At 62.3% G+C, this 18,769-nt stretch carries 12 protein-coding genes; 8 read left to right on the forward strand and 4 right to left on the reverse strand.

Annotated features, from left to right (window positions below; translation table 11 throughout):
• Positions 1 to 12: 12 nt before the first annotated feature.
• Together ACX80N_RS16520 and ACX80N_RS16525 are read left to right on the forward strand one after the other, a co-directional pair.
• On the forward strand, positions 13 to 1,044 hold the full coding sequence (locus ACX80N_RS16520) for a PDDEXK nuclease domain-containing protein (protein ID WP_459340239.1): 1,032 nt from the start codon (positions 13 to 15) through the stop codon (positions 1,042 to 1,044).
• 436 nt (positions 1,045 to 1,480) lie between these two features.
• Positions 1,481 to 2,488, forward strand: coding sequence for a LacI family DNA-binding transcriptional regulator (locus ACX80N_RS16525; protein ID WP_459340240.1), 1,008 nt, complete (start codon positions 1,481 to 1,483; stop codon positions 2,486 to 2,488).
• A gap of 73 nt (positions 2,489 to 2,561) precedes the next feature.
• Here ACX80N_RS16525 and ACX80N_RS16530 read toward each other — a convergent pair whose 3' ends face one another.
• The 4 genes from ACX80N_RS16530 to ACX80N_RS16545 all read right to left on the reverse strand — a co-directional run bounded on the left by ACX80N_RS16530 (position 2,562) and on the right by ACX80N_RS16545 (position 8,366).
• On the reverse strand, positions 2,562 to 5,162 hold the full coding sequence (locus tag ACX80N_RS16530) for a family 78 glycoside hydrolase catalytic domain (RefSeq protein WP_459340241.1): 2,601 nt from the start codon (positions 5,160 to 5,162) through the stop codon (positions 2,562 to 2,564).
• A 2-nt stretch (positions 5,163 to 5,164) separates the two neighbouring features.
• Entirely contained in the window at positions 5,165 to 6,079 is a 915-nt protein-coding gene (locus ACX80N_RS16535) for a carbohydrate ABC transporter permease (RefSeq protein WP_459340242.1), read from the reverse strand.
• Between the two features lie 2 nt (positions 6,080 to 6,081).
• Positions 6,082 to 6,966 carry a carbohydrate ABC transporter permease gene (locus ACX80N_RS16540; RefSeq protein WP_459340243.1) on the reverse strand — a complete coding sequence of 295 codons (885 nt, stop codon included), beginning with the start codon at positions 6,964 to 6,966 and terminating at the stop codon, positions 6,082 to 6,084.
• A gap of 68 nt (positions 6,967 to 7,034) precedes the next feature.
• Positions 7,035 to 8,366: an ABC transporter substrate-binding protein gene (locus ACX80N_RS16545; protein WP_459340244.1), complete on the reverse strand. Its 1,332-nt coding sequence runs from the start codon at positions 8,364 to 8,366 to the stop codon at positions 7,035 to 7,037.
• A gap of 383 nt (positions 8,367 to 8,749) precedes the next feature.
• Here ACX80N_RS16545 and ACX80N_RS16550 point away from each other — a divergent pair, with 383 nt between their 5' ends.
• The 6 genes from ACX80N_RS16550 (at position 8,750) to ACX80N_RS16575 (ending at position 18,704) form a co-directional block, all read left to right on the forward strand.
• Positions 8,750 to 9,799: a family 43 glycosylhydrolase gene (locus ACX80N_RS16550; protein ID WP_459340245.1), complete on the forward strand. Its 1,050-nt coding sequence runs from the start codon at positions 8,750 to 8,752 to the stop codon at positions 9,797 to 9,799.
• Positions 9,800 to 10,506: 707 nt separating this feature from the next.
• Positions 10,507 to 12,615, forward strand: coding sequence for a beta-glucosidase family protein (locus tag ACX80N_RS16555; RefSeq protein ID WP_459340246.1), 2,109 nt, complete (start codon positions 10,507 to 10,509; stop codon positions 12,613 to 12,615).
• A gap of 226 nt (positions 12,616 to 12,841) precedes the next feature.
• The gene (locus tag ACX80N_RS16560) at positions 12,842 to 14,146 is read left to right on the forward strand and encodes an ABC transporter substrate-binding protein (RefSeq protein WP_459340247.1); all 1,305 of its coding nucleotides are present in this window, start codon (positions 12,842 to 12,844) and stop codon (positions 14,144 to 14,146) included.
• A 100-nt stretch (positions 14,147 to 14,246) separates the two neighbouring features.
• Complete coding sequence (locus tag ACX80N_RS16565; RefSeq protein WP_459340248.1) at positions 14,247 to 15,131, forward strand: carbohydrate ABC transporter permease; 885 nt, start codon at positions 14,247 to 14,249, stop codon at positions 15,129 to 15,131.
• Positions 15,132 to 15,135: 4 nt separating this feature from the next.
• Positions 15,136 to 16,044 (forward strand): carbohydrate ABC transporter permease, encoded by a 909-nt coding sequence (locus ACX80N_RS16570; RefSeq protein WP_459340249.1) that lies wholly within the window; start codon positions 15,136 to 15,138, stop codon positions 16,042 to 16,044.
• Positions 16,045 to 16,115: 71 nt separating this feature from the next.
• Entirely contained in the window at positions 16,116 to 18,704 is a 2,589-nt protein-coding gene (locus ACX80N_RS16575; RefSeq protein WP_459340250.1) for a family 78 glycoside hydrolase catalytic domain, read from the forward strand.
• The last annotated feature ends 65 nt before the right edge of the window (positions 18,705 to 18,769 follow it).

Below are 18,769 nucleotides of genomic sequence, written 5' to 3' on the forward strand. Positions count from 1 at the left end.
AGGGTGTGGGACGTGACTGTCCTTGAACCTGATCTTCCGCCGAGCTACGCAGAGACGCTGATCGAGTTAGCCAATGCCGTACGAGCGGCGCAGGCGAGAGCTCAGCGTGTGGTGAATGCTTCCATGATGGAGCTGTACTGGAACATCGGCCGAACCATCCTGGAGCAACAACAGGCCGAGCCGTGGGGGAGTAAGGTGCTCGGTCGCCTGGCCGAGGATCTGCGCGGTCAATTCCCGCATATGAAAGGGTTCTCACGGAGGAATCTGTACTACATGCGTGCTTTGGCTGACGCGTGGCAGGGGAGTGAGGCATTTGTGCAGACACTGTCTGCACAAATCAGTTGGAGCCATAACGTCACGTTGCTGGAGCAGCTCAATGATCAGGGCCTGCGCGAGTGGTATGCGGCCCGCAGTGTCCGCCATGGGTGGTCGCTGGCCGTCCTTGAACACCAGATCGCTTCCAAACTCCATGAGCGGGAAGGGTCAGCTCCAAACAACCTGGAAGCGCGACTGCCAGAGGAGGGACCAGGGTTAGCTCGCGAAGTAGCTAAAGACCCTCTCGTCCTGGACTTCCTCGGCCTCAGCCCAGAGTCGGATGAGGCTGCGATCGAGGAAGCCATGTCATCGCGCATGACACAGACCCTCATGGAATTCGGTGCCGGCTTCGCATTCGTTGGACGCCAGGTTCATCTCGAGGTCGGGGGTGATGACTTCTACATCGACCTTCTGCTCTATCACATCCCGACGGAGCGCTACGTGGTCGTGGAGCTCAAGGCCGGGAAGTTCAAGCCAGAGCACCTCGGACAGCTGAACTTCTACGTTTCAGTGGTCAACGACAAGATCAGGCTGCCTCGACAGCGGCCCTCCGTTGGCATCCTCGTATGCGGCGCGAAGAACGAACACACAGTCAGATACGCCCTGGATGCAGCAGCCCAACCTGTCGCGGTCGCCTCCTACACCTATGAGGCCCTTCCCGAAGCCGAGCAGGAAGCGCTGCCGTCACCCGAAGCGATCGTCAACGCCCTGGAGCTCGATACGGACTAACCCAATAGTGCAGACACTCTCTGCACTATTGGGGCGACTCGGACACCTTCCGATGGAAGGGGCTCCAGCGCCTTCCCGAACCACCACCTGACATAGGGTTCGTTAGCGGTTTCCTTCGCGCTGTCCGCTGCGGGGCGCGCCTGCTTTCGATGCGGGCGGCAGGAAGGCCTGTTTCGAGGGTGGCGTGCCTCGTCAACGCGCTGTCGAAGACGTCGATGTCGTCGGCGATGCGTTCAAGGAAGGCTGTGCACTCAGCTGATGCCTTCGCTGGGGAGGTGTTGGTCGAGCTGTACTGGCACCTAAGCCACGAAATCCCCCTCTGGCCCGCTGTAGGTAGTGGGGTCCGCCCTCGACGGTTAGTATCCCCTCTATGGTTCATGAACCGCTTCATGGAGTTACTCAGGGGTCCGGACGTCGCTCGCGGCAGCGAACGGCGGTGACGATCAGTGATGTGGCGCGCCGAGCGGGGGTTTCCACCGGGACGGTTTCGAACGTTCTTAACCGTCCTGATCGGGTCGATCCCGGGATGGTGAAGCGCGTTCAGGCAGCGATCAGCGCGTTGGGTTACGTGCGCAACAGCGCTGCGCGTTCCCTGGCTGCCGGCAGTAGCAACTCCGTAGGCTTTGTCCTCGTCGACCTTGCAAACTCGTTCTTTGCGGACATGGCGCGTGGGGCGGAGGTGGAAGCGGAACGATCCGGGTTCTACCTACTGTTGGCCAATTCTGATGTGCGTGTGGAGAAGCAAAAAGCGTACCTGGAGCATTTCGCTCAGGAGCAGGTCGCTGGCACCTTACTGACAGCTGTGGGAAGCGATTTAGCGGGGGTTCCTGATGCCAGGGGAGCCGGACAGCATGTTGTACTCCTGGACATCGATCCAAGTTGCGATGCGACCAGTTGCACGGTGACAACCGATTATGAGGCCGCAGGTTATTTAGCGGCAAATCACCTGATCGGGCTGGGTAGACGGCAGATTGCCTTCGCGGGTGGACCGCTCACCAGTCATGCGGTTGGCGGCCGGTGGCGAGGAGCGCAGCGAGCCGTGGCCGAATCCGCCGGCTACGCGACCCTTAAGCACCTGGACTCGTCAGACGTCCGCATTAAGGACGGGCAGGTGATAGGCGAACAATTGCTCGGGCAGCAAACGGGCGGCACTGACGGGATTGTTGCGGCAGCCGACCTTGTTGCGTTCGGTCTGATGCAACGCCTTTTGGAGGGAGGCGTCCAAATCCCTGCAGAAATCGCCATCGTCGCGTGTGATGACAACAAGTCGGCCTACGGAAGTGCAGTCCCCATCTCGACAATCGATCTACCCGGCTTCGAGATGGGGCGTTCAGCCATGCAACTTCTGTTGGATGAGCTCCAAAACGAGGAACACCACCTGCATCGCAACGTAGTGATACCCCCACGGCTAACAGTCAGGGAAAGCTCCATGGGACGCGCCTGACGGCCAGGGAGAGCGGCCAGGGGCGGGCGCCCCGTGGTGCAACACCTCTCGCTGCACCACGGGGCGGCCCGCTTCAGGCAACTTCTGCCAGAGACCTGATGTGGGTTCGGAAGTGATGCTTTCCGGACCCAACCTCCCGAACATCGTCGCCCCCGCCGGGAAGGTGGATGTCGGCGGTCACTCCTGGAGGAACGACGACCTCGAGGGAGAACACATCGTCGTCGAGCGTCCACTCCACGGATGTAAGCCCATAGGGAGTGACGTGCTGAGCGCGAGCTGAGGTGAACGTCAATCCGGGTTGCGGAGCGATGGCGATTCGTCGGTAGCCGGGCTCAACGGGCGCGAGTCCTGCGAGGACGCGGTGGAGGAAATCGACCACGGCGCCAAGGGCGTAGTGGTTGAAAGACGTCATTTCTCCGGGGTTGACGGTGCCATCGGGGAGCATGCTGTCCCAGCGTTCCCAGATGGTGGTGGCGCCCATGCTCACGGGATACAACCATGAAGGGCATTCCTTCTCCAGTAGGAGCCGATAGGCGTCTTCGATGTTGCCGGTGAGGGCCAGGGCGTCGCAGATCACGGGAGTGCCGACGAATCCTGTCTGAACCCGGTAGTTGCCCTCGCGGACGAGGTCGGCAAGACGGGTGCCGGCCCGGGTGCGTTGAACCGGGTCATCGATTAGGTTGAAGACGAGAGACAGCGCCAATGAGGTAGGGGTTTCGCCTACGAGCCGGCCGGCGGGTGAAAGGAATTCGTGCTTAAACGCTACGGTGGTGTGCTCGGCAAGTATCCGGTACCTGTCCGCTTCGTCCGCAAGGCCGAGAACCTTTGCTGCTTGGCTGGTCAGGCGGGCAGAATGCGCAAGGTAGGCCGATGCGACGAGGTACCTGTCAGTTTTTCCTGCTCCAGGATCTTCGGGGGGCGCGGCGGGGTCCAGCCAGTCGCCTAGCTGCATTCCTTCGCGGATCAGGCCTGTGCTGTCTGCCATGCCGGCGAGGTGGTCCACCCATCCCGTCATGCTGATGAATTGCTGGCTCAGGATGGCGGTGTCACCGTTGCGCTGGTACATGGTCCAGGGCACGATGACGGCAGCGTCGCCCCATGCGGCGGAGGATTCCTCGGGGAATCCGCAGGCGATCCAGGGCACGAAGTTAGGGACGGCGCCGGTCGGTCCCTGCTCAGCGGCGACATCAGCGAGCCAGCTGGCAAGTATCCCGCCGCTTGAGTAGAGGAAGCTCGCTGCAGGGGCGAATACCTGGATGTCTCCGGTCCAGCCCAGCCGCTCGTCACGTTGGGGACAGTCGGTGGGCAGGTCGACGAAGTTGTCGCGCATGCTCCAGACGGTGTTTTCGTGCAGCTTGTTGACCAGGGGCTCGTTGGATTCGAACCAGCCGGTGCGTTCCATGTCGGAGTGTATGACGACGGCTTGGACATCATCGGGGTGGAAGTCACCCGGCCAGTTCTCGAGTTCGGCGTACCGGAAGCCGTGGATGGTGAAGCGGGGGCTCCAGGTTTCTCGTTGCTCATCACCGCGGAGGGTGTAGCTGTCCACCGATGGAGCAGATCGCAAAGGTCGGACAGCGAGTTCGTCGCCCTCGAGCACTTCGGCGTGGTGCAGGGTCACGGTGTGGCCGGTCGGGCCAGTGGGGTAAATGCGGAGCCTGCCTGCGATGTTCTGGCCGAAGTCGAGACGGATGCGCCCATCGGGTCTGTGTTCGACGCTGCAGGGTGGAAGTGTCTGGGTTTCCCGGACTGGAACTCCGACGGGCGCTTGAAGTTCGGCGGGGAACTGTTCGCGGGGAAGGATTGCCGGTCGCGACCAGGAGCTGTCGTCGAAGCCGGGCTCGTTCCAACCGGCGGGGCTCAGACGGGCATCGTAGTGCTCTCCGTCGTAGAGGCTCGCTGCGATGACCGGGCCGGTGGATGTGCGCCACTGGGTGTCGAGCGGGACTGTGGTGACGGTTCCGTCTGTGTGGTGCAGTTCCAGCTGCAGGAGCAAGGAGAGGTCCGTGCCGTAGCTGTCCCAGATGCCGCCGTGGAAGCCAATGCGGCCCCGGTACCAGCCGTCACTGAGTTCTGCCCCAATGGCGTTGTTTCCGGATCGAAGGATGTCGGTGATGTCGTAGGTTTGATAGCGAAGCCGGTGGCGGTAGCTGGTCCACCCCGGTGCGAGCTCCTCATCACCGACGCGTTCGCCGTTCAGGGTGAGTGTGTAGATCCCGTGGGCGGTCGCGTAGATGCGCGCCGAGCTGACATCGTTGCCGACGGCGAACTCGGACCGCAGCAGGTAGCCCGGCCGGATTCCTTCCGCCGGCGCACTCTCGGAAACGCAGATAAACGCGCTGTTCCAGTCGGCCTGCCGGAGAAGGGCAGCTTCCAGGTCCAGGGGTTTGCTCCAACCCGATTTCTGACCGTCGGAAGTCTGCACGCGGACGTCGACTGTGCCGCGCTGCCGGGATTGCAGGGGAGCGAAAGGCCAATCGACGAAGACCTGCTCGTTGGTGTCCCGGCCCTCGGCGATATGTTCGGTGCCGTCCGGCAGGCTGAGTCGGATCTCGTACGCTATCTGCACGAGATTGGTGGTGTTCGATTCGATGCGCCAGGACAGTCGGGGGGTGGCAGTTCCGATTCCCAAGCCGTCGGGTCGGTATTCGGCGCGAGGCCTGGTGACGCGCATTGTCATCCTTTCACGGAGCCTGCGGTGAGGCCCTTCATGATTTGTTGGTTGAGGAATAGGTAGATGATCAGTGTCCCGAGGACGCTGACGGCGATGCCTGCGAACGTGGGGCCATACTGGACGGCGCCGTACTGTCCGGTGAAGTTCAGAAGCCCGGCCTGGATGGTGCGTAGACCCTGGGAGTTGGTGAAGGTCAGGGCGATGAGCAGGTCGTTCCAGAGGAAGAAGAACTGCACCAGTCCGATCGTGAACAGGGCGTTGCGGACCAGGGGGAGCCCGACCTGCCAGAACAATCGGAAGATGCTGGCGCCGTCGATGGTGGCAGCTTCGAACAGTTCACGCGGAATGGCACGAAAGAACGTGGCCATCATGAACACCGTCAGGGGCATGCCGATACCGATGTAGGTGAAGAACAGGGGCCAGAGAGTTCCCGTGAGGTGGAGGCGGAAATAGATGGTGAACAGCGGCAGCAGGATCATCTGCGCTGGCACCATGACTCCGGCGAGGAAGGTCAGGAGCACAGCTGCCCGGCCCTTCCAGACCATCACTTCAAGCACGAACCCTGCGGCAGTTCCGAGAATCAGGATCACCGCCAGGGACGGCAGGACAACGATGATGCTGTTGAGGATGAAGCGGCCGAGACCGCCATCGACGAACGCGGTTGTGTAGTTGGCGAGAGACCATGTGGACGGAAGCGACCAGAAGGGTGCGTTGAGGAATTCGGACTGGCTCTTGAAGGAGCTCAGGACGAGCCAGACGATCGGGTAGATGACCGCGATCAGCAGCAGGGCTATCACGATGTCCAGCGGCAGGCGCGTGAAGAAACGACGAATTCGTCGTGCTCTGCGAGAAGGTGCTGCTGGTGCGGGCGAGGGTGCTGTTGGTGCGGGTGCTGTGGTCGAAGGTGCGGTACTCATGGTCATCCCTTCGTCAGATCACGGCGAGTAGAACGAAAAATAAGAATCGTCACCAGCAGGCACAGGATGGTGAGTATGGTCGCGATGGTGCTGCCGTACCCGTACTCGCCGTACGCGAATGAGGTCTGGAACATGTACAGCGTCAGTGGGGTGGTCGAATTTCCGGGCCCGCCATTGGTGAGGGCGACGATGGTGTCGAACACTTTCAGCGTCCCGTTGATGCTGAAGATCAGCGATGAGAGCAGTACCGGCAGCGACAGGGGAAGGACGATCGAGCGCACCAGCCGCCAGCCGGAGGCGCCGTCGATGCGTGCCGACTCAAGGAGCTCCTCGGGGATGTCGACCAGCCCGGCGTACAGCAGGATCGCGTAGAAGCCCATCGACCGCCACAGGTCCAGGAGGATGATCACCCAGAACGACTGCTCGGGATACCCGAACCAGTCCACCGACGCAAACCCGAGGAGGTTCAGCAGGCCATTGACGGGACCTGTCGTGGGAGCGGCCTCGAAGAGCTTTTGGAACAGCAGCCCGACGCCGACGGTGGGGAGCACGACGGGGAAGAAGATGATGGTGCGGATGAAGCTTGAGGCGTGCTTGATCCGGAAGGTGTACAGCAGTGCGAGGAGGTACCCGAATCCGACCTGTAGGACCGTGAGGATGAGCGCGTAGCGAATGGTGAACCACGTTGCGCTCAGAGCGGTCGGGTCGTTGAAGAACTTGATGAAGTTGCCGAATCCGACGAAGGTGAATCCGGTGAGGATGCCACCGTCAAAGACGGTGTAACCCATCGACCAGAAAATCGGGACGAGCATGACGAGGCTGTAGACCAGCAGCGCCGGCCCGAGCAGGAGGAAAATCGCTCTGCGGTCTCCAAGGACTTTGTTCATGTTCTGCTTTCACGGATGATGAAGGGGTTCCGAAACGGGAGTCTCGGAACCCCTCATGGTGTGTCTTCTCAGCCCTGGTTGGCGTCCTGAACGAGCTTCATGAACTGCTCGCCGCTGACGGAGCCGTTGGCCAGGCCACCGCCGTTGCTTTGGCTCACGGTTGTGGCCTGCGAGGTCATCAGCGCCTCGAACCACAGCACGCTCGAGGGCGCGTTCGCGATCTGTTCCTGCACCAGCTTCGTCGTCGCGGGAAGGTCCGCAGGCGGGTTCTCGACCTTGAAACCGGACACGACGCCGCTGTCCTTGAGCACGGTGTCGCCGTAGTTGTTGACGATGCACTCCATCCACGCCTTGGTGGAGTCATCGAAGCCTTTGCTGGAAAACATCGTCGGGATGCCCACGTTCGCCGGGACCTGGTCGCTGCTGCCCTTGCCGCCATCAACGTCGGGGAAGGAGAAGAACCCGACGTTGTCGACGCCGATCTTGTTCTGGGCTTCGTCGTTGAAAGCCGTCGTCGCCCAGCTGCCCATGTAGAGGAAGGCAGCCTTGCCTGTCATGAACAGGTTGAGGGATGTGTCGTAGTCGATAGAGGTCGGTGCGTCGCCGAAGTAGCCGGCCTTCCCCAGCGCGGCGACCTCATCAGCAGCCTTGACGTACTCGGGATCGGTCAGCTTTGCCTCCCCGTCCGCAACCTTCGTCAGCGCATCGGGGCCCAAGTCGCGCATCAGGTAATTGCCGACCAGGCGGGTGACGGGCCACCCCTGCTCCCCGGATGCGGAAAACGGCTGGATGCCGGCGGCCTGCAGCTTCGCCGCAGCATCCACGAGCTCGTCCCACGTTTCGGGGGGAGTGATGCCGTTGTCCTCCAGAAGCTGCTTGTTGTACCAGAACCCTTCGATGTTGAATTCCGTCGGAAGCGCGTACAGCTCGTCGGTGCCGTGCAGCGCCTGGATGGTAGACGCAGCGGCCGGAAGGATCTTGTCCTCGATCCCCATCGCTTCCAGTTCGGTGGAGATGTCCTGCACCTGACCGGAGTCGATAAATTGCTTCATCAGGGACGGCGTGCCCGCCGCCATGCCGAAATCAGACAGCCCTTCCTGCCCTGCCAGGAGCTGAAGCTGCTGATCCCAGGTTGCGCCTGGAATAGCATCCGGCGTGAACTTCGCCGCCTCGTTCTCCGTCGAGCACTGATCTCCAGCCAAGGTCTCCAACGTCTCCACGATGGTCGTGTTCTCGTTCTGGCCAAGGTAGGTGAATGTCCCGGCCTCCGCGGTGGCACCGCCACCACCTCCGTCGCCTTCGCTGCTGCTGCCGCCGCAACCGGTCAGGGCCAGAACTCCAACGCTGAGCAAAGCGATGAGGGGGGTTCCTCGGCGTGCTCGCTGATTTGCTGTAGACACCATTCCTCCTTGAATGTGACGCCGTTGATGAAGCGCTTCATCAGAAGCTAGGCCCACTTGATCACCCTGTCAACAGCTATGACGGGACCGTTATACCTACAGGGTCAGATTCACCCTCTACGCTCGTATTGACATGATGAATCGCTTCATCACACACTGACTCCATCGATCTAATAGAGATTGCTATGCGCGGGACATCCCGGGCACGCCGGCTCCCGGCACTGACTACAGCGCCGTCGTCATGCAAGCAGTTTCTGCAGCTCCACTGCCTCAGGCCTTGCTCGGTGCAGGGACAGCGTCAGCGCCAATGGTGGTTCATTGGAGAAGGACACGTCCTCAGGGAAGCCCGATGAATTCGCCCCGCTCACAACAGAAAGAAGGCAATGAGCGCACTTACCGCATTTCACCCAGGACAACCGTGGCTCGATACGAATGGCAACAGGATCCAGGCTCACGGTGGTTCCATCATTACCGTCGACGGCGTCTACTACTGGTACGGCGAGAACAAGGAGCGCACCGTCCCTGGCAGCGACATCTGGCATTGGGGCGTCCGATGCTACTCATCCACCGATCTGTACAACTGGGAGGACTGCGGCCTGATTGTTCCGCCGGTCGAGGATGACCCGGACCATCCCCTTCACCCGCAGCAGGCAGTAGATCGACCGCACATTATTTACAACGAGCAGACCGGGCAGTTCGTGTGCTGGATTAAGGTGATGAGCAAGGGCTCGGTACAGCGGTCCACCGTCCTCGTCGCGGACCACATCCTCGGGCCCTACACGATAGTGCAGACCTGGCTGCGACCGCTGAGCATGAGCGCCGGCGACTTCGACCTCGTCGTCGATTCTCACGACGGCAAGGGCTATTACATCTTCGAACGAGTTCATTCAGAAATGATCGTTGCTGATCTCACCGACGACTACACTGACGTCACCGGCTACTACTCCACCCACTTCCCCCAGCCACAGCCCCCGTTCGTGCGTGAAGCACCCGCCTATTTCCGGCACAATCGCCAGCACTACCTCCTCACATCAGGAACCACCGGTTACTACCCAAATCCCTCGGAATCTGCTGTTGCCAAGAGCATTCATGGCCCCTACACGGTCCTCGGCGACCTGCACCCGACAGACGCATCACGGACTTCGTTTCACACGCAAATATCTTCGGTCTTCGAGCACCCGGCCAAGAAAAACCTCTACATCGCCCTCGGGGATCGCTGGCTGCCCACATATCTCGAACACGGTGCCAAAGCGCACAACGCGTTTGAAGAACACTTCGCACCCGGCCGGGACGGGGACATACGCATGGAGGAGTTCGCTGAGGTGAACACGTCCCTCGCCGACTACGTGTGGCTGCCCTTGACCTTCGAGGGTGGGCGCCCAGTCATCCTGTGGAGGGACGAGTGGAGCCTCGACGAGTTCGAGGACCGCTAAACGACGCCTCCCGATCGTGACTGTCCTGGTGCGCCGGTCGGCGCTCCGAGGTGTTCGCGGGTCTCCGGAAGAACACCTACCTAGCCCGTAAACTCGAGGACCCTATTGAGCACGTGTCCACCTCGACCTACACCTACGTGAACCTGCCGCCGCGGAGCAACGCGCCCTGCCTGCAGGCGACCAACTTACTGCGTCGTTCGACCAGATCGCATCGAAGAGTACCGAATAGCAGTGAGCACCCAAGAGGAGGGGATCCACCCCTTTCCGGACCACTACCTGACATAAGATAAATTATCGGCGATTCGATCCTCGGTTCGGAACTCATTACCACCGGCTGCATAAGCTGATTAGACCCTTGCATGGCTTGGCACATCTACCTGCCTCTTGGGCTTGGTCCCCAGGTGCGTACACGTTGATCTTGACGCGACACTAAAGCCGGCCCTACGTTGGTGCCTACATGAGACCCCGATCACACATCACCTAGCTCATGCCCTGACCTACTCATCAATCCACCTTAATGCGAAACAGAATTGAAGCGCTTCAAATTTCTATGTCAAGGAGGACATGTGGAACCCCGATCGCGTACATCACCACGACGGGCCCTAGCGGCCCTAGCAGTAGGCGGATTCCTGGCGGCGTCCCTTGGAGCTCAGGTGCCGGCGGCACAAGCCCAACCTGCCGAACCTTATCCGGCTGAATGCCCCTGGATGGATACCTCAAAGACTCCCGATGAGCGGGCACGTATCCTGCTGGATGCCAGTTCACTCGGGCAGAAGTACCGCTGGCTCGTGGAACAACCGGCAAATGATCCGACCACGACGACGTTCGGCGGAGTCCAGTACGAAGCTCAGCTTCCCTGCACCCCCAAGGTCGTATACACCGATGGACCCGACGGCGTGAGATTCACGGAGGGCGTGACGGCATTCCCCGCACCCATCGCCCTCGGAGCGACCTGGAACCGCAACCTCGTCTTCGACAAGAGCGCTGCACAGGCAGCCGAGGCCTTCGATAAGGGCAAGAACGTTGTCCTCGGCCCAGGTATTGCAAGCGGCCGCACCCCGCTCTCCGGCCGGACCGCAGAATACTTCGGCGAGGACTCGCTGCTCAGCGGCACTCTCGCCGGGGCAGCGATCCGCGGTATCGAGGAAGGCAATCCCGACAAGCCTGTACTCTCCAACGTCAAGCACTACGTCGCCAACGAGCAGGAAGTGTCCAGAAACGCGAGCAGCTCGAACATCGACGAGCGGACGTTGCGTCAGGCCTACGATCTCCCGTTCGAGATCACCATCACCGAGGGCGACCCGGAGAGCATCATGTGCTCCTACAACCAGATCAACGGTATCTACGCCTGCGAGAACCCCCTCCTGAACGACACCCTGCGCTCGAAGCTCGGTTTCGACGGATACATCATGTCCGACTTCGGGGCCGTCCATTCCACTGCCCCCTCACTCAAGGCAGGGCTGGACCAGGAGCTCAACCGCCCGATCTACTACACCCCCGCTCTCCTGAACCAGGCACTGGCGAAAGGCGAGATCACCGAGGAACACGTCGACAACGCAGCGTTCAACGTCGTCCGCTCCTACATCCGGGGCGGACTCTTCGACACTCCACTGCCCACAGCGGCCCCCGGCTCTGTGTCCACGAGTGAGCACAAGGATCTTGCACGACAGGCCGTCGAGGAAGGTACGGTCCTTCTGAAGAACGACGGGATCCTCCCGCTGTCATCGAAGCCCAAGAGCATCGCAATCATCGGCCCGACTGCATCGAAGACGCTAACCAACGGGGTCAGCGCCAAGGATGCGTGCAGCATGAGCTGGCGCTTCGGCTCCCCGAATACGCTCACCTGCGAAAACATTGTGACGATCGAGGATGCAGTCCGTGAGCGGGCAGCAGCAGAAGGTTCCACCGTCGTCTTCGACAACGGTGCCGACCCCCAGCGAGCGGCTACCGTCGCAGCGAAGGCTGACGTCACCATCGTCGTCGGCTACTACAAGTCCGGTGAATTCAACGATCTTCCGAATCTCCGTCTCGCCGGAAACGGTGACGCCCTGATCGATGCCGTAGGTGCAGCCAGCCCAAGGACCGTCGCGATTCTGCAAACGGGAAGCGCTGTGGAAATGCCATGGCTCGGAAAGACCGAAGCCGTGCTGGAAAGCTGGTACGCCGGCGAACAGCAGGGCCCTGCCCTGGTGAACCTCCTGTGGGGGAATGTGAACCCCTCAGGCAAGCTGCCCATGACCTTCCCTGCGTCCCTTGCCGACACGCCGACGAACACGCCCGAGCAGTACCCCGGCATCTACTCCAACGGCTCCACCACCGCCCCTGTGGGTGCCTCGGAGATCCGGCAGGTGAACTACACCGAAGGCCTTGCCATCGGCTACAAGTGGTACCAGTCCCAGGGCATCAAGCCACTCTTCGGCTTCGGTCACGGTCTGTCCTACACCGACTTCGAGTACCGGAACCTCCGTGTGAAGCCCGTGGTGGACAAGAAGACCGGGACCACGTCGCTGGACGTGAAGTTCCAGATCAAGAACACCGGCAAAACAGCAGGGGCCGAAGTGGGCCAGGTGTACCTGACCTTGCCCGGTGCCGCCGGCGAACCCGGCAAGCGTCTCGTCGGATTCGAGAAGGTCACCCTCAAGCCGAATCAGACAACACAGGTTCACCTGGTCATCGAGGCCGACGGACCCGATCACCCCCTGTCAATCTGGGACGCAGAACGCGACTCCTGGACGACGCCCACCGGTGAATTCGGCCTCGAGGTCGGCTCCTCGTCGCAGGCACTGCCGCTTCGCTCAACAGTGAACGTGCGCTAGCCCAGCACGACCGGCAGAGCGTCAAAAACGAAGGGTCCGCCACACCGAAAGGGGGCGGGCCCTTTGTTGTGCGCGACACCATTTGCAGTGCTTGGCAGTCCGAACCGGGTAGGGCAAAAGAGGAGCAACCTGCACCCGATGTGACTGTTGACACAGGTTCATGCGACCCCTACCCTCGATAATTGAAACGCTTCAAATATGGGGCGCACACTTTCAAGGAGGAAACGTGGCCACCACGCGTAACAAGAACCGGATCCTGTTTCTGGGCGTAGGACTCAGCACCGTATCGCTGCTGTTGACCGGCTGCGGTGCCGGCAGCTCGAATGACGGCGGAGGCGAGAGCGAGGCTGGCGAATTCACCACGCTTAGCGTCGTGGAGAACACCACCATCCCTGCTGTCCTGGAGACTCTGGCTGGGGATCAGTGCAAGACCGCTGCGGATGCGATGCCGCTGAAGGTGGACACCGTCCCGCAGACCAACCTTGATCAGCAGCTGCAACTGCAGGCAGGCCAGGGCGCGCTGCCTTCCCAGTTCGCTGCCGGTTCCGCTCCCGCTCTGACGAAGGAACTCGCAGCATCCGGCAACGTCCTCGACCTCGAGGCCACGCTGACCGATCTGGACGTCATCGACCAGGTGGAGCCTGCGGCCATTGACACCGTCAAGGCGCTCTACGGCGGCTTCAACGTCCTGCCGTACGAGTACAACGTCGAGGGCATCTGGTACAACAAGCAGCTCTTCGCGGACAACAGCATTGAGGTCCCTAAGACCTGGGAGGACTTCACGGCGGCCGCCGAGACTCTCAACTCCTCCGGTGTCACCCCTCTGTCAGCCTCGGGCGAGCAGGGCTGGCCGTTGACCCGTCTCATCAGCGGTTACCTCTTCAGCGACCTCGGCAAGGACGCACTGCAGAAGGTCGCCGACGGCGAAGCGAAGCTCACGGATCCCGAGTACGTCGAGGCGGCCGCAGCGGTCGCCGACCTCGGTCAGAAGGGCTACTTCGGCGAGGGTGTCGGCTCCATCGATTACGACACCGCAGTCAACCAGTTCCTCACCGGTCAGGCCGGCATGCTCTACATGGGCAGCTGGGTCCTCGCGAACTTCAACGACGAGGCAGCGAACCAGATCGGCACTGACAACATCGGCTTCATGCCCTTCCCCAAGGTCGAAGGCGGCGCAGGAATCGACAACCAGTACGCTGCCAATGTGGGACTGCCGATGGCGATTTCCGAGAAGTCCTACAACGACAGCACCGGCGAATGGCTGACCTGCATCACCGAGAACTACGGAAGCGTTGGCCTCTCCGAGAAGGGCGCGATCTCCGGGTTCAAGGTCAACGACGAGGTCGAGGTCGACCCCCTCACCCAGACCGTCCAGGACACGATCGCCGGCACCAGTGAGAGCGTCCTCTGGTTCGAGGCCCTCTTCGGCACGCAGGCGACCACGGCCAGCCAGACCAACGCCGCTCCTCTGGTCACCGGCAGCATGAGCCCCGAGCAGTTCATGGAAACGGTGCAGTCCGCCCTCAAGTAGGGTACGAGCGCGCCGGGGAAGATAACGCCTTCTTCCCCGGCGCTCAAACCGTCCGGGCCACCGACTGGCCCACACGTCAGACGTAGACAAAAGGACCACCATGCAGTCAGTACTGGGCGACAAGAAAGCCATCGCCATCCTCTTGGGCCCAGCATTGCTGGTGTATTCCCTTGTGATGCTCGTCCCGATCTTCTGGTCGATGGGCTACACCTTCTTCAGTGGCAACGCGATTTCCGGGTTCACTTTCGCGGGAACCGACAACTTCACCCGCCTGTTCACGGACCCCGAGGTCCGAACGGCCCTGTCGTTCACCGTCCGGTACGCCATCGTGATCACAGTGGGACAGATTCTGATGGGCTACCTGCTGGCCCTGATGTACGTGTTCATTCTCAAGAAGTCCTCGAACGTCATCCGCACGCTCGTCTTCTTCCCGGTCGTCCTGCCGACGGTCGCCGTCGCCCTCCTCTTCCAGAAAATGTTCGAGATCGCCCCGCAGAACGGGCTCGTCAACAGCCTCCTCAACGGCGTGGGCGTTGAATCGGTCGACTGGTTCGGCAGCTCCTCCAGCGCCTTCTGGGTCATCGTCCTCATGGATATCTGGCGGTCCATGGGCTTCTACGCCGTCCTGCTGTACGCGGGACTCGTGGACATCCCCGAGGACATGCTCGAATCTGCGCGGCTTGACGGCGCGACGGGCTGGCGGCTCATCAAGAACATCGTCCTTCCGCTGTCCCTGCCCGTGCTGCTGTCCTCGATCATCTTCAGCATCAACGGAACCCTCAAGGTCTTCGACTCCATCGTTGCCCTCACCAACGGTGGTCCCGGGTCCTCGACCACTCCGTTGACGCTGTACATGTTCCGGACCTCGTTCGCCTTCGGCGACTACGGGTACGGCAGTTCGATTGCCCTGTTGCTGACGCTGCTCTGCCTGATCGTGACCATCTTCATCTTCCGGTCCTCGCGCCGCGACCTCACCAAGGACTGACGTCATGAGCACACAGGTACCCGCCCGCAAAGCACCCCTCGAAGCGATGCAACGCCAGGAACCACGACGGTCGCGGTCCCGCACCGGCAAACGATTCGCAAAACTGCCCGTCCACCTCCTGATCGCCCTCCTGCTCATCGTCGAGCTCTACCCGCTGCTCTGGCTGGTGCTCGGCTCCTTCAAGACCCAGCAGGAATTCCTCAACGACCCCGTCTGGTCCCTGCCCGGGTCGCTGAACTTCGACAACTACATCGAAGCCTGGACCACTGGGAACCTCGCGGTCTTCGTTGCCAACTCACTCATGGCAACACTGCCATCACTGGCCCTGATCATCGTCCTGGGCGTCGCCGCGGGGTTTGCGCTCGAGGTCATGGTCTGGAAGGGACGCAACGGCGTTCTGCTGATCTTCCTGACCGGCATCATGGTGCCCGGTCAAATGATCCTGCTCCCCCTCTTCTCCGCCTATTTCAATACCGGGCTGACCGGAACACTGTGGCCGCTAATTATCACGTACACCGCCACCGGCCTTCCCCTGACGGTCTTCATGATGGCCACCTACTTCCGGGCGGTCCCGCGAGAGGTCTTCGAGGCCTCGACGCTCGACGGCGCCAGCATCATCCGCTCGTTCGTGTCCATCGGATTCCCGATGGTCCGCAACGCTGTCTTCACCGTGGCCCTGGTGCAGTTCTTCTTCATCTGGAACGACCTCCTGATAGCCCTGACCTTCGCGAACAACAGCGACCTCAGCACCATCCAGGTCGGACTGCTCAACTTCACCGGTCAATTCGGCGCCGTGCAATACGGCCCTCTGTTCGCCGCGATCTGCATCAACGTCTTTGGAACGCTCGCCATCTACCTCTTCCTCAACCAGCGCGTCATGAAGGGACTGGCCGCCGGCTCCGTGAAGGGATGACACCCTTCCCTGCCCCGCCCGACCACTCCCCCGCCGCCGTCCGGCGGCACCTCTCCACCGAAGGATCCTCCATGCCGAACATTGTTAGTCCCGTCTCGTTCGAACACCACCGGGAACCCCTCGGCATCGGTGAGCGGCGACCGAGGCTGAGCTGGAAGACGACGGCGGAACCAGGCTGGACCCAGCATCGCTACGAGGTCGAGGTGACCCGAAGCTCGGGTGAGGCGTCCTCGCTCGTCGTCACCTCACCCGACTCCGTGCTGGTTCCGTGGCCCATGGAGGACCTCGCATCCCGAACGTCCGTGGCCGTGCGCGTGCGCGTATGGGGCCCGGACAGTGAGGTTCCGAGCGACTGGAGCCCGGCCGCGACCGTCGAGAGCGGGCTACTCGAACCCTCCGACTGGCAGGCGCAGGCCATCGCCCCTGCCTGGAACGAGGATCCGGAAGCACTCCGCCGACCTCCGCTGGTCCGCCGGGACTTTGACCTGACCCGGCCCGTCCGCGCAGCGCGCCTCTACGTCACCGCACACGGGCTCTACGAGGTAGAGATCAACGGGCGACGCGTCGGCCGCGAAGCACTCGCCCCGGGCTGGACCGTGTACGGGGAGCGGCTGCGCTATGCCACCTACGACGTGACCGGAACCCTGGCCGCGGGCCCAAACGCTATCGGCGGCTGGCTAGCGGACGGCTGGTACCGTGGCCGACTCGGCTTCCACGGGGGCCACCAGAACCTGTACGGCACGGACGTCGCACTGTTGGCCCAGCTGCACATCACCCACGACGACGGATCCACCACGGTGATCGCGACCGATGACTCATGGCGGGCCGGCTTCGGGCCGATCCTGACCACGGGCCTGTATGAGGGCGAGCACTACGACGCCCGCCAGGAGGATTTCGGGTGGTCCTCGCCCGGGTTCGACGACACCGGGTGGACGCCTGTGCGCACGGTTCCCCGCGACCCTGCCACGTTGGTCGCCCCCGACGGTCCGCCCGTGCGCTGCACCGAGGAACTCGCGCCCGTCGCAGTCACCACGTCACCGACAGGCAGGACGATCCTCGATTTCGGCCAGAACCTGGTGGGCCGGCTCCGGCTCCGCCTCTCCGGGCTCGAACGTGGCCAGGAGATCACGCTGCGTCACGCGGAGGTTCTCGAGGACGGTGAACTGTGCACCCGTCCGCTCCGTGGAGCGGCATCCACCGATGTCTACGTCGCAGCCAGCAGGGACGACGTCGAATGGGAGCCCCGCTTCACCATCCACGGCTTCCGGTACGCCGAGGTCTCGGGGTGGGACGGCATGGACCCCATCACGGACGTCACGGCCCGCGTCTATCACACCGATATGGAACGCACCGGCTGGTTCGAATCCTCCGACGCGGACGTGAACCGGCTGCACGAAAACGTCCGCTGGAGCATGCGCGGCAATTTCGTCGACATCCCCACCGACTGCCCCCAGCGTGATGAGCGCCTCGGATGGACCGGTGACCTCCAAGTATTCGCTCCGACAGCCACCTTCCTCTACGACTGCTCCGGCATGCTCGGCTCGTGGCTGAAGGATGTCGCCATCGAACAGCTCGATGACGGCACCGTCCCCTGGTACGTGCCCGTCATACCCGGTGGAGAGGAGTGGACCCCAATCCAGCCCGGCGCCGTCTGGGGGGACGTCGCCGTCCTGACGCCATGGACGCTGTACGAGCGGTTCGGGGACACCGGGGTGCTCGCCACCCAGTACGAAAGCGCGAAGGCCTGGGTGGACCTCATGGCTGCCCGCTCCGGAGACTCCTACCTCTGGAACACGGGCATGCAGCTTGGGGACTGGCTCGATCCCGCCGCCCCGCCGCATGACCCGGCCGATGCCACCACCGACCGCTATCTGGTGTCCACGGCGTACTTCGCGTGGTCTGCCCAGCACCTCGCCGACATGGCGAGCATCCTCGGACACACCACGGATGAACTGCACTACCGGGAATTGGCGCGCAAGGTACGGGAGGCCTTCGCCCGGGAGTTCATGTCCCCCTCCGGCAGGGTCGTCAGCGATGCACAGACGGCCTACGCCCTGGTCCTCGTCTTCGGACTCGCAGCGACCGAGGAGCAAAGGAAGCGCAGTGGCGCACGGCTGGCCGAGTTGGTGCGCGGCGCGGGCAATCGCATCGCCACCGGTTTCGCCGGCACGCCGCTCGTGACAGATGCCCTCACGAGCGTCGGAGAGATCGAGACCGCGTACGCGCTCCTAATGGAGAAGGAATGCCCGTCCTGGCTCTACGCGGTGGGGCAGGGCGCCACCACCATTTGGGAGCGCTGGGACAGCATGCTGCCGGACGGTTCCATCAACCCCGGGGAGATGACCTCCTTCAACCACTATGCCCTCGGAGCTGTCGCGGACTGGATGCACCGCGTCGTGGCAGGGATAGCTCCCGCTGCTCCCGGCTATCGGTCAATCCTTTTCCGTCCTCGCCCTGGCGGCCGACTCACATCGGCCAACGCACGTCACGAGACACCGTACGGTTCAGCGTCCATTTCGTGGACCCTGGAAACCGGTGCCCTGTCGGTCGAGGTCACCGTCCCCACGGGGTGCACTGCCGTCGTCGACCTCCCCGGCCGGCCTCCGGTCACCGTCTCCTCCGGCGCGCACACCTTCACGCAGGTACCCGTTGCATTCTGAGGGTCGCTTAGCATGAGGGATGCCCTGCGAAGGTGCCGCCCCGCCCGGGGTAGTGTCCAGCGCCA

Source organism: Arthrobacter sp. MDT2-16, assembly GCF_054510925.1.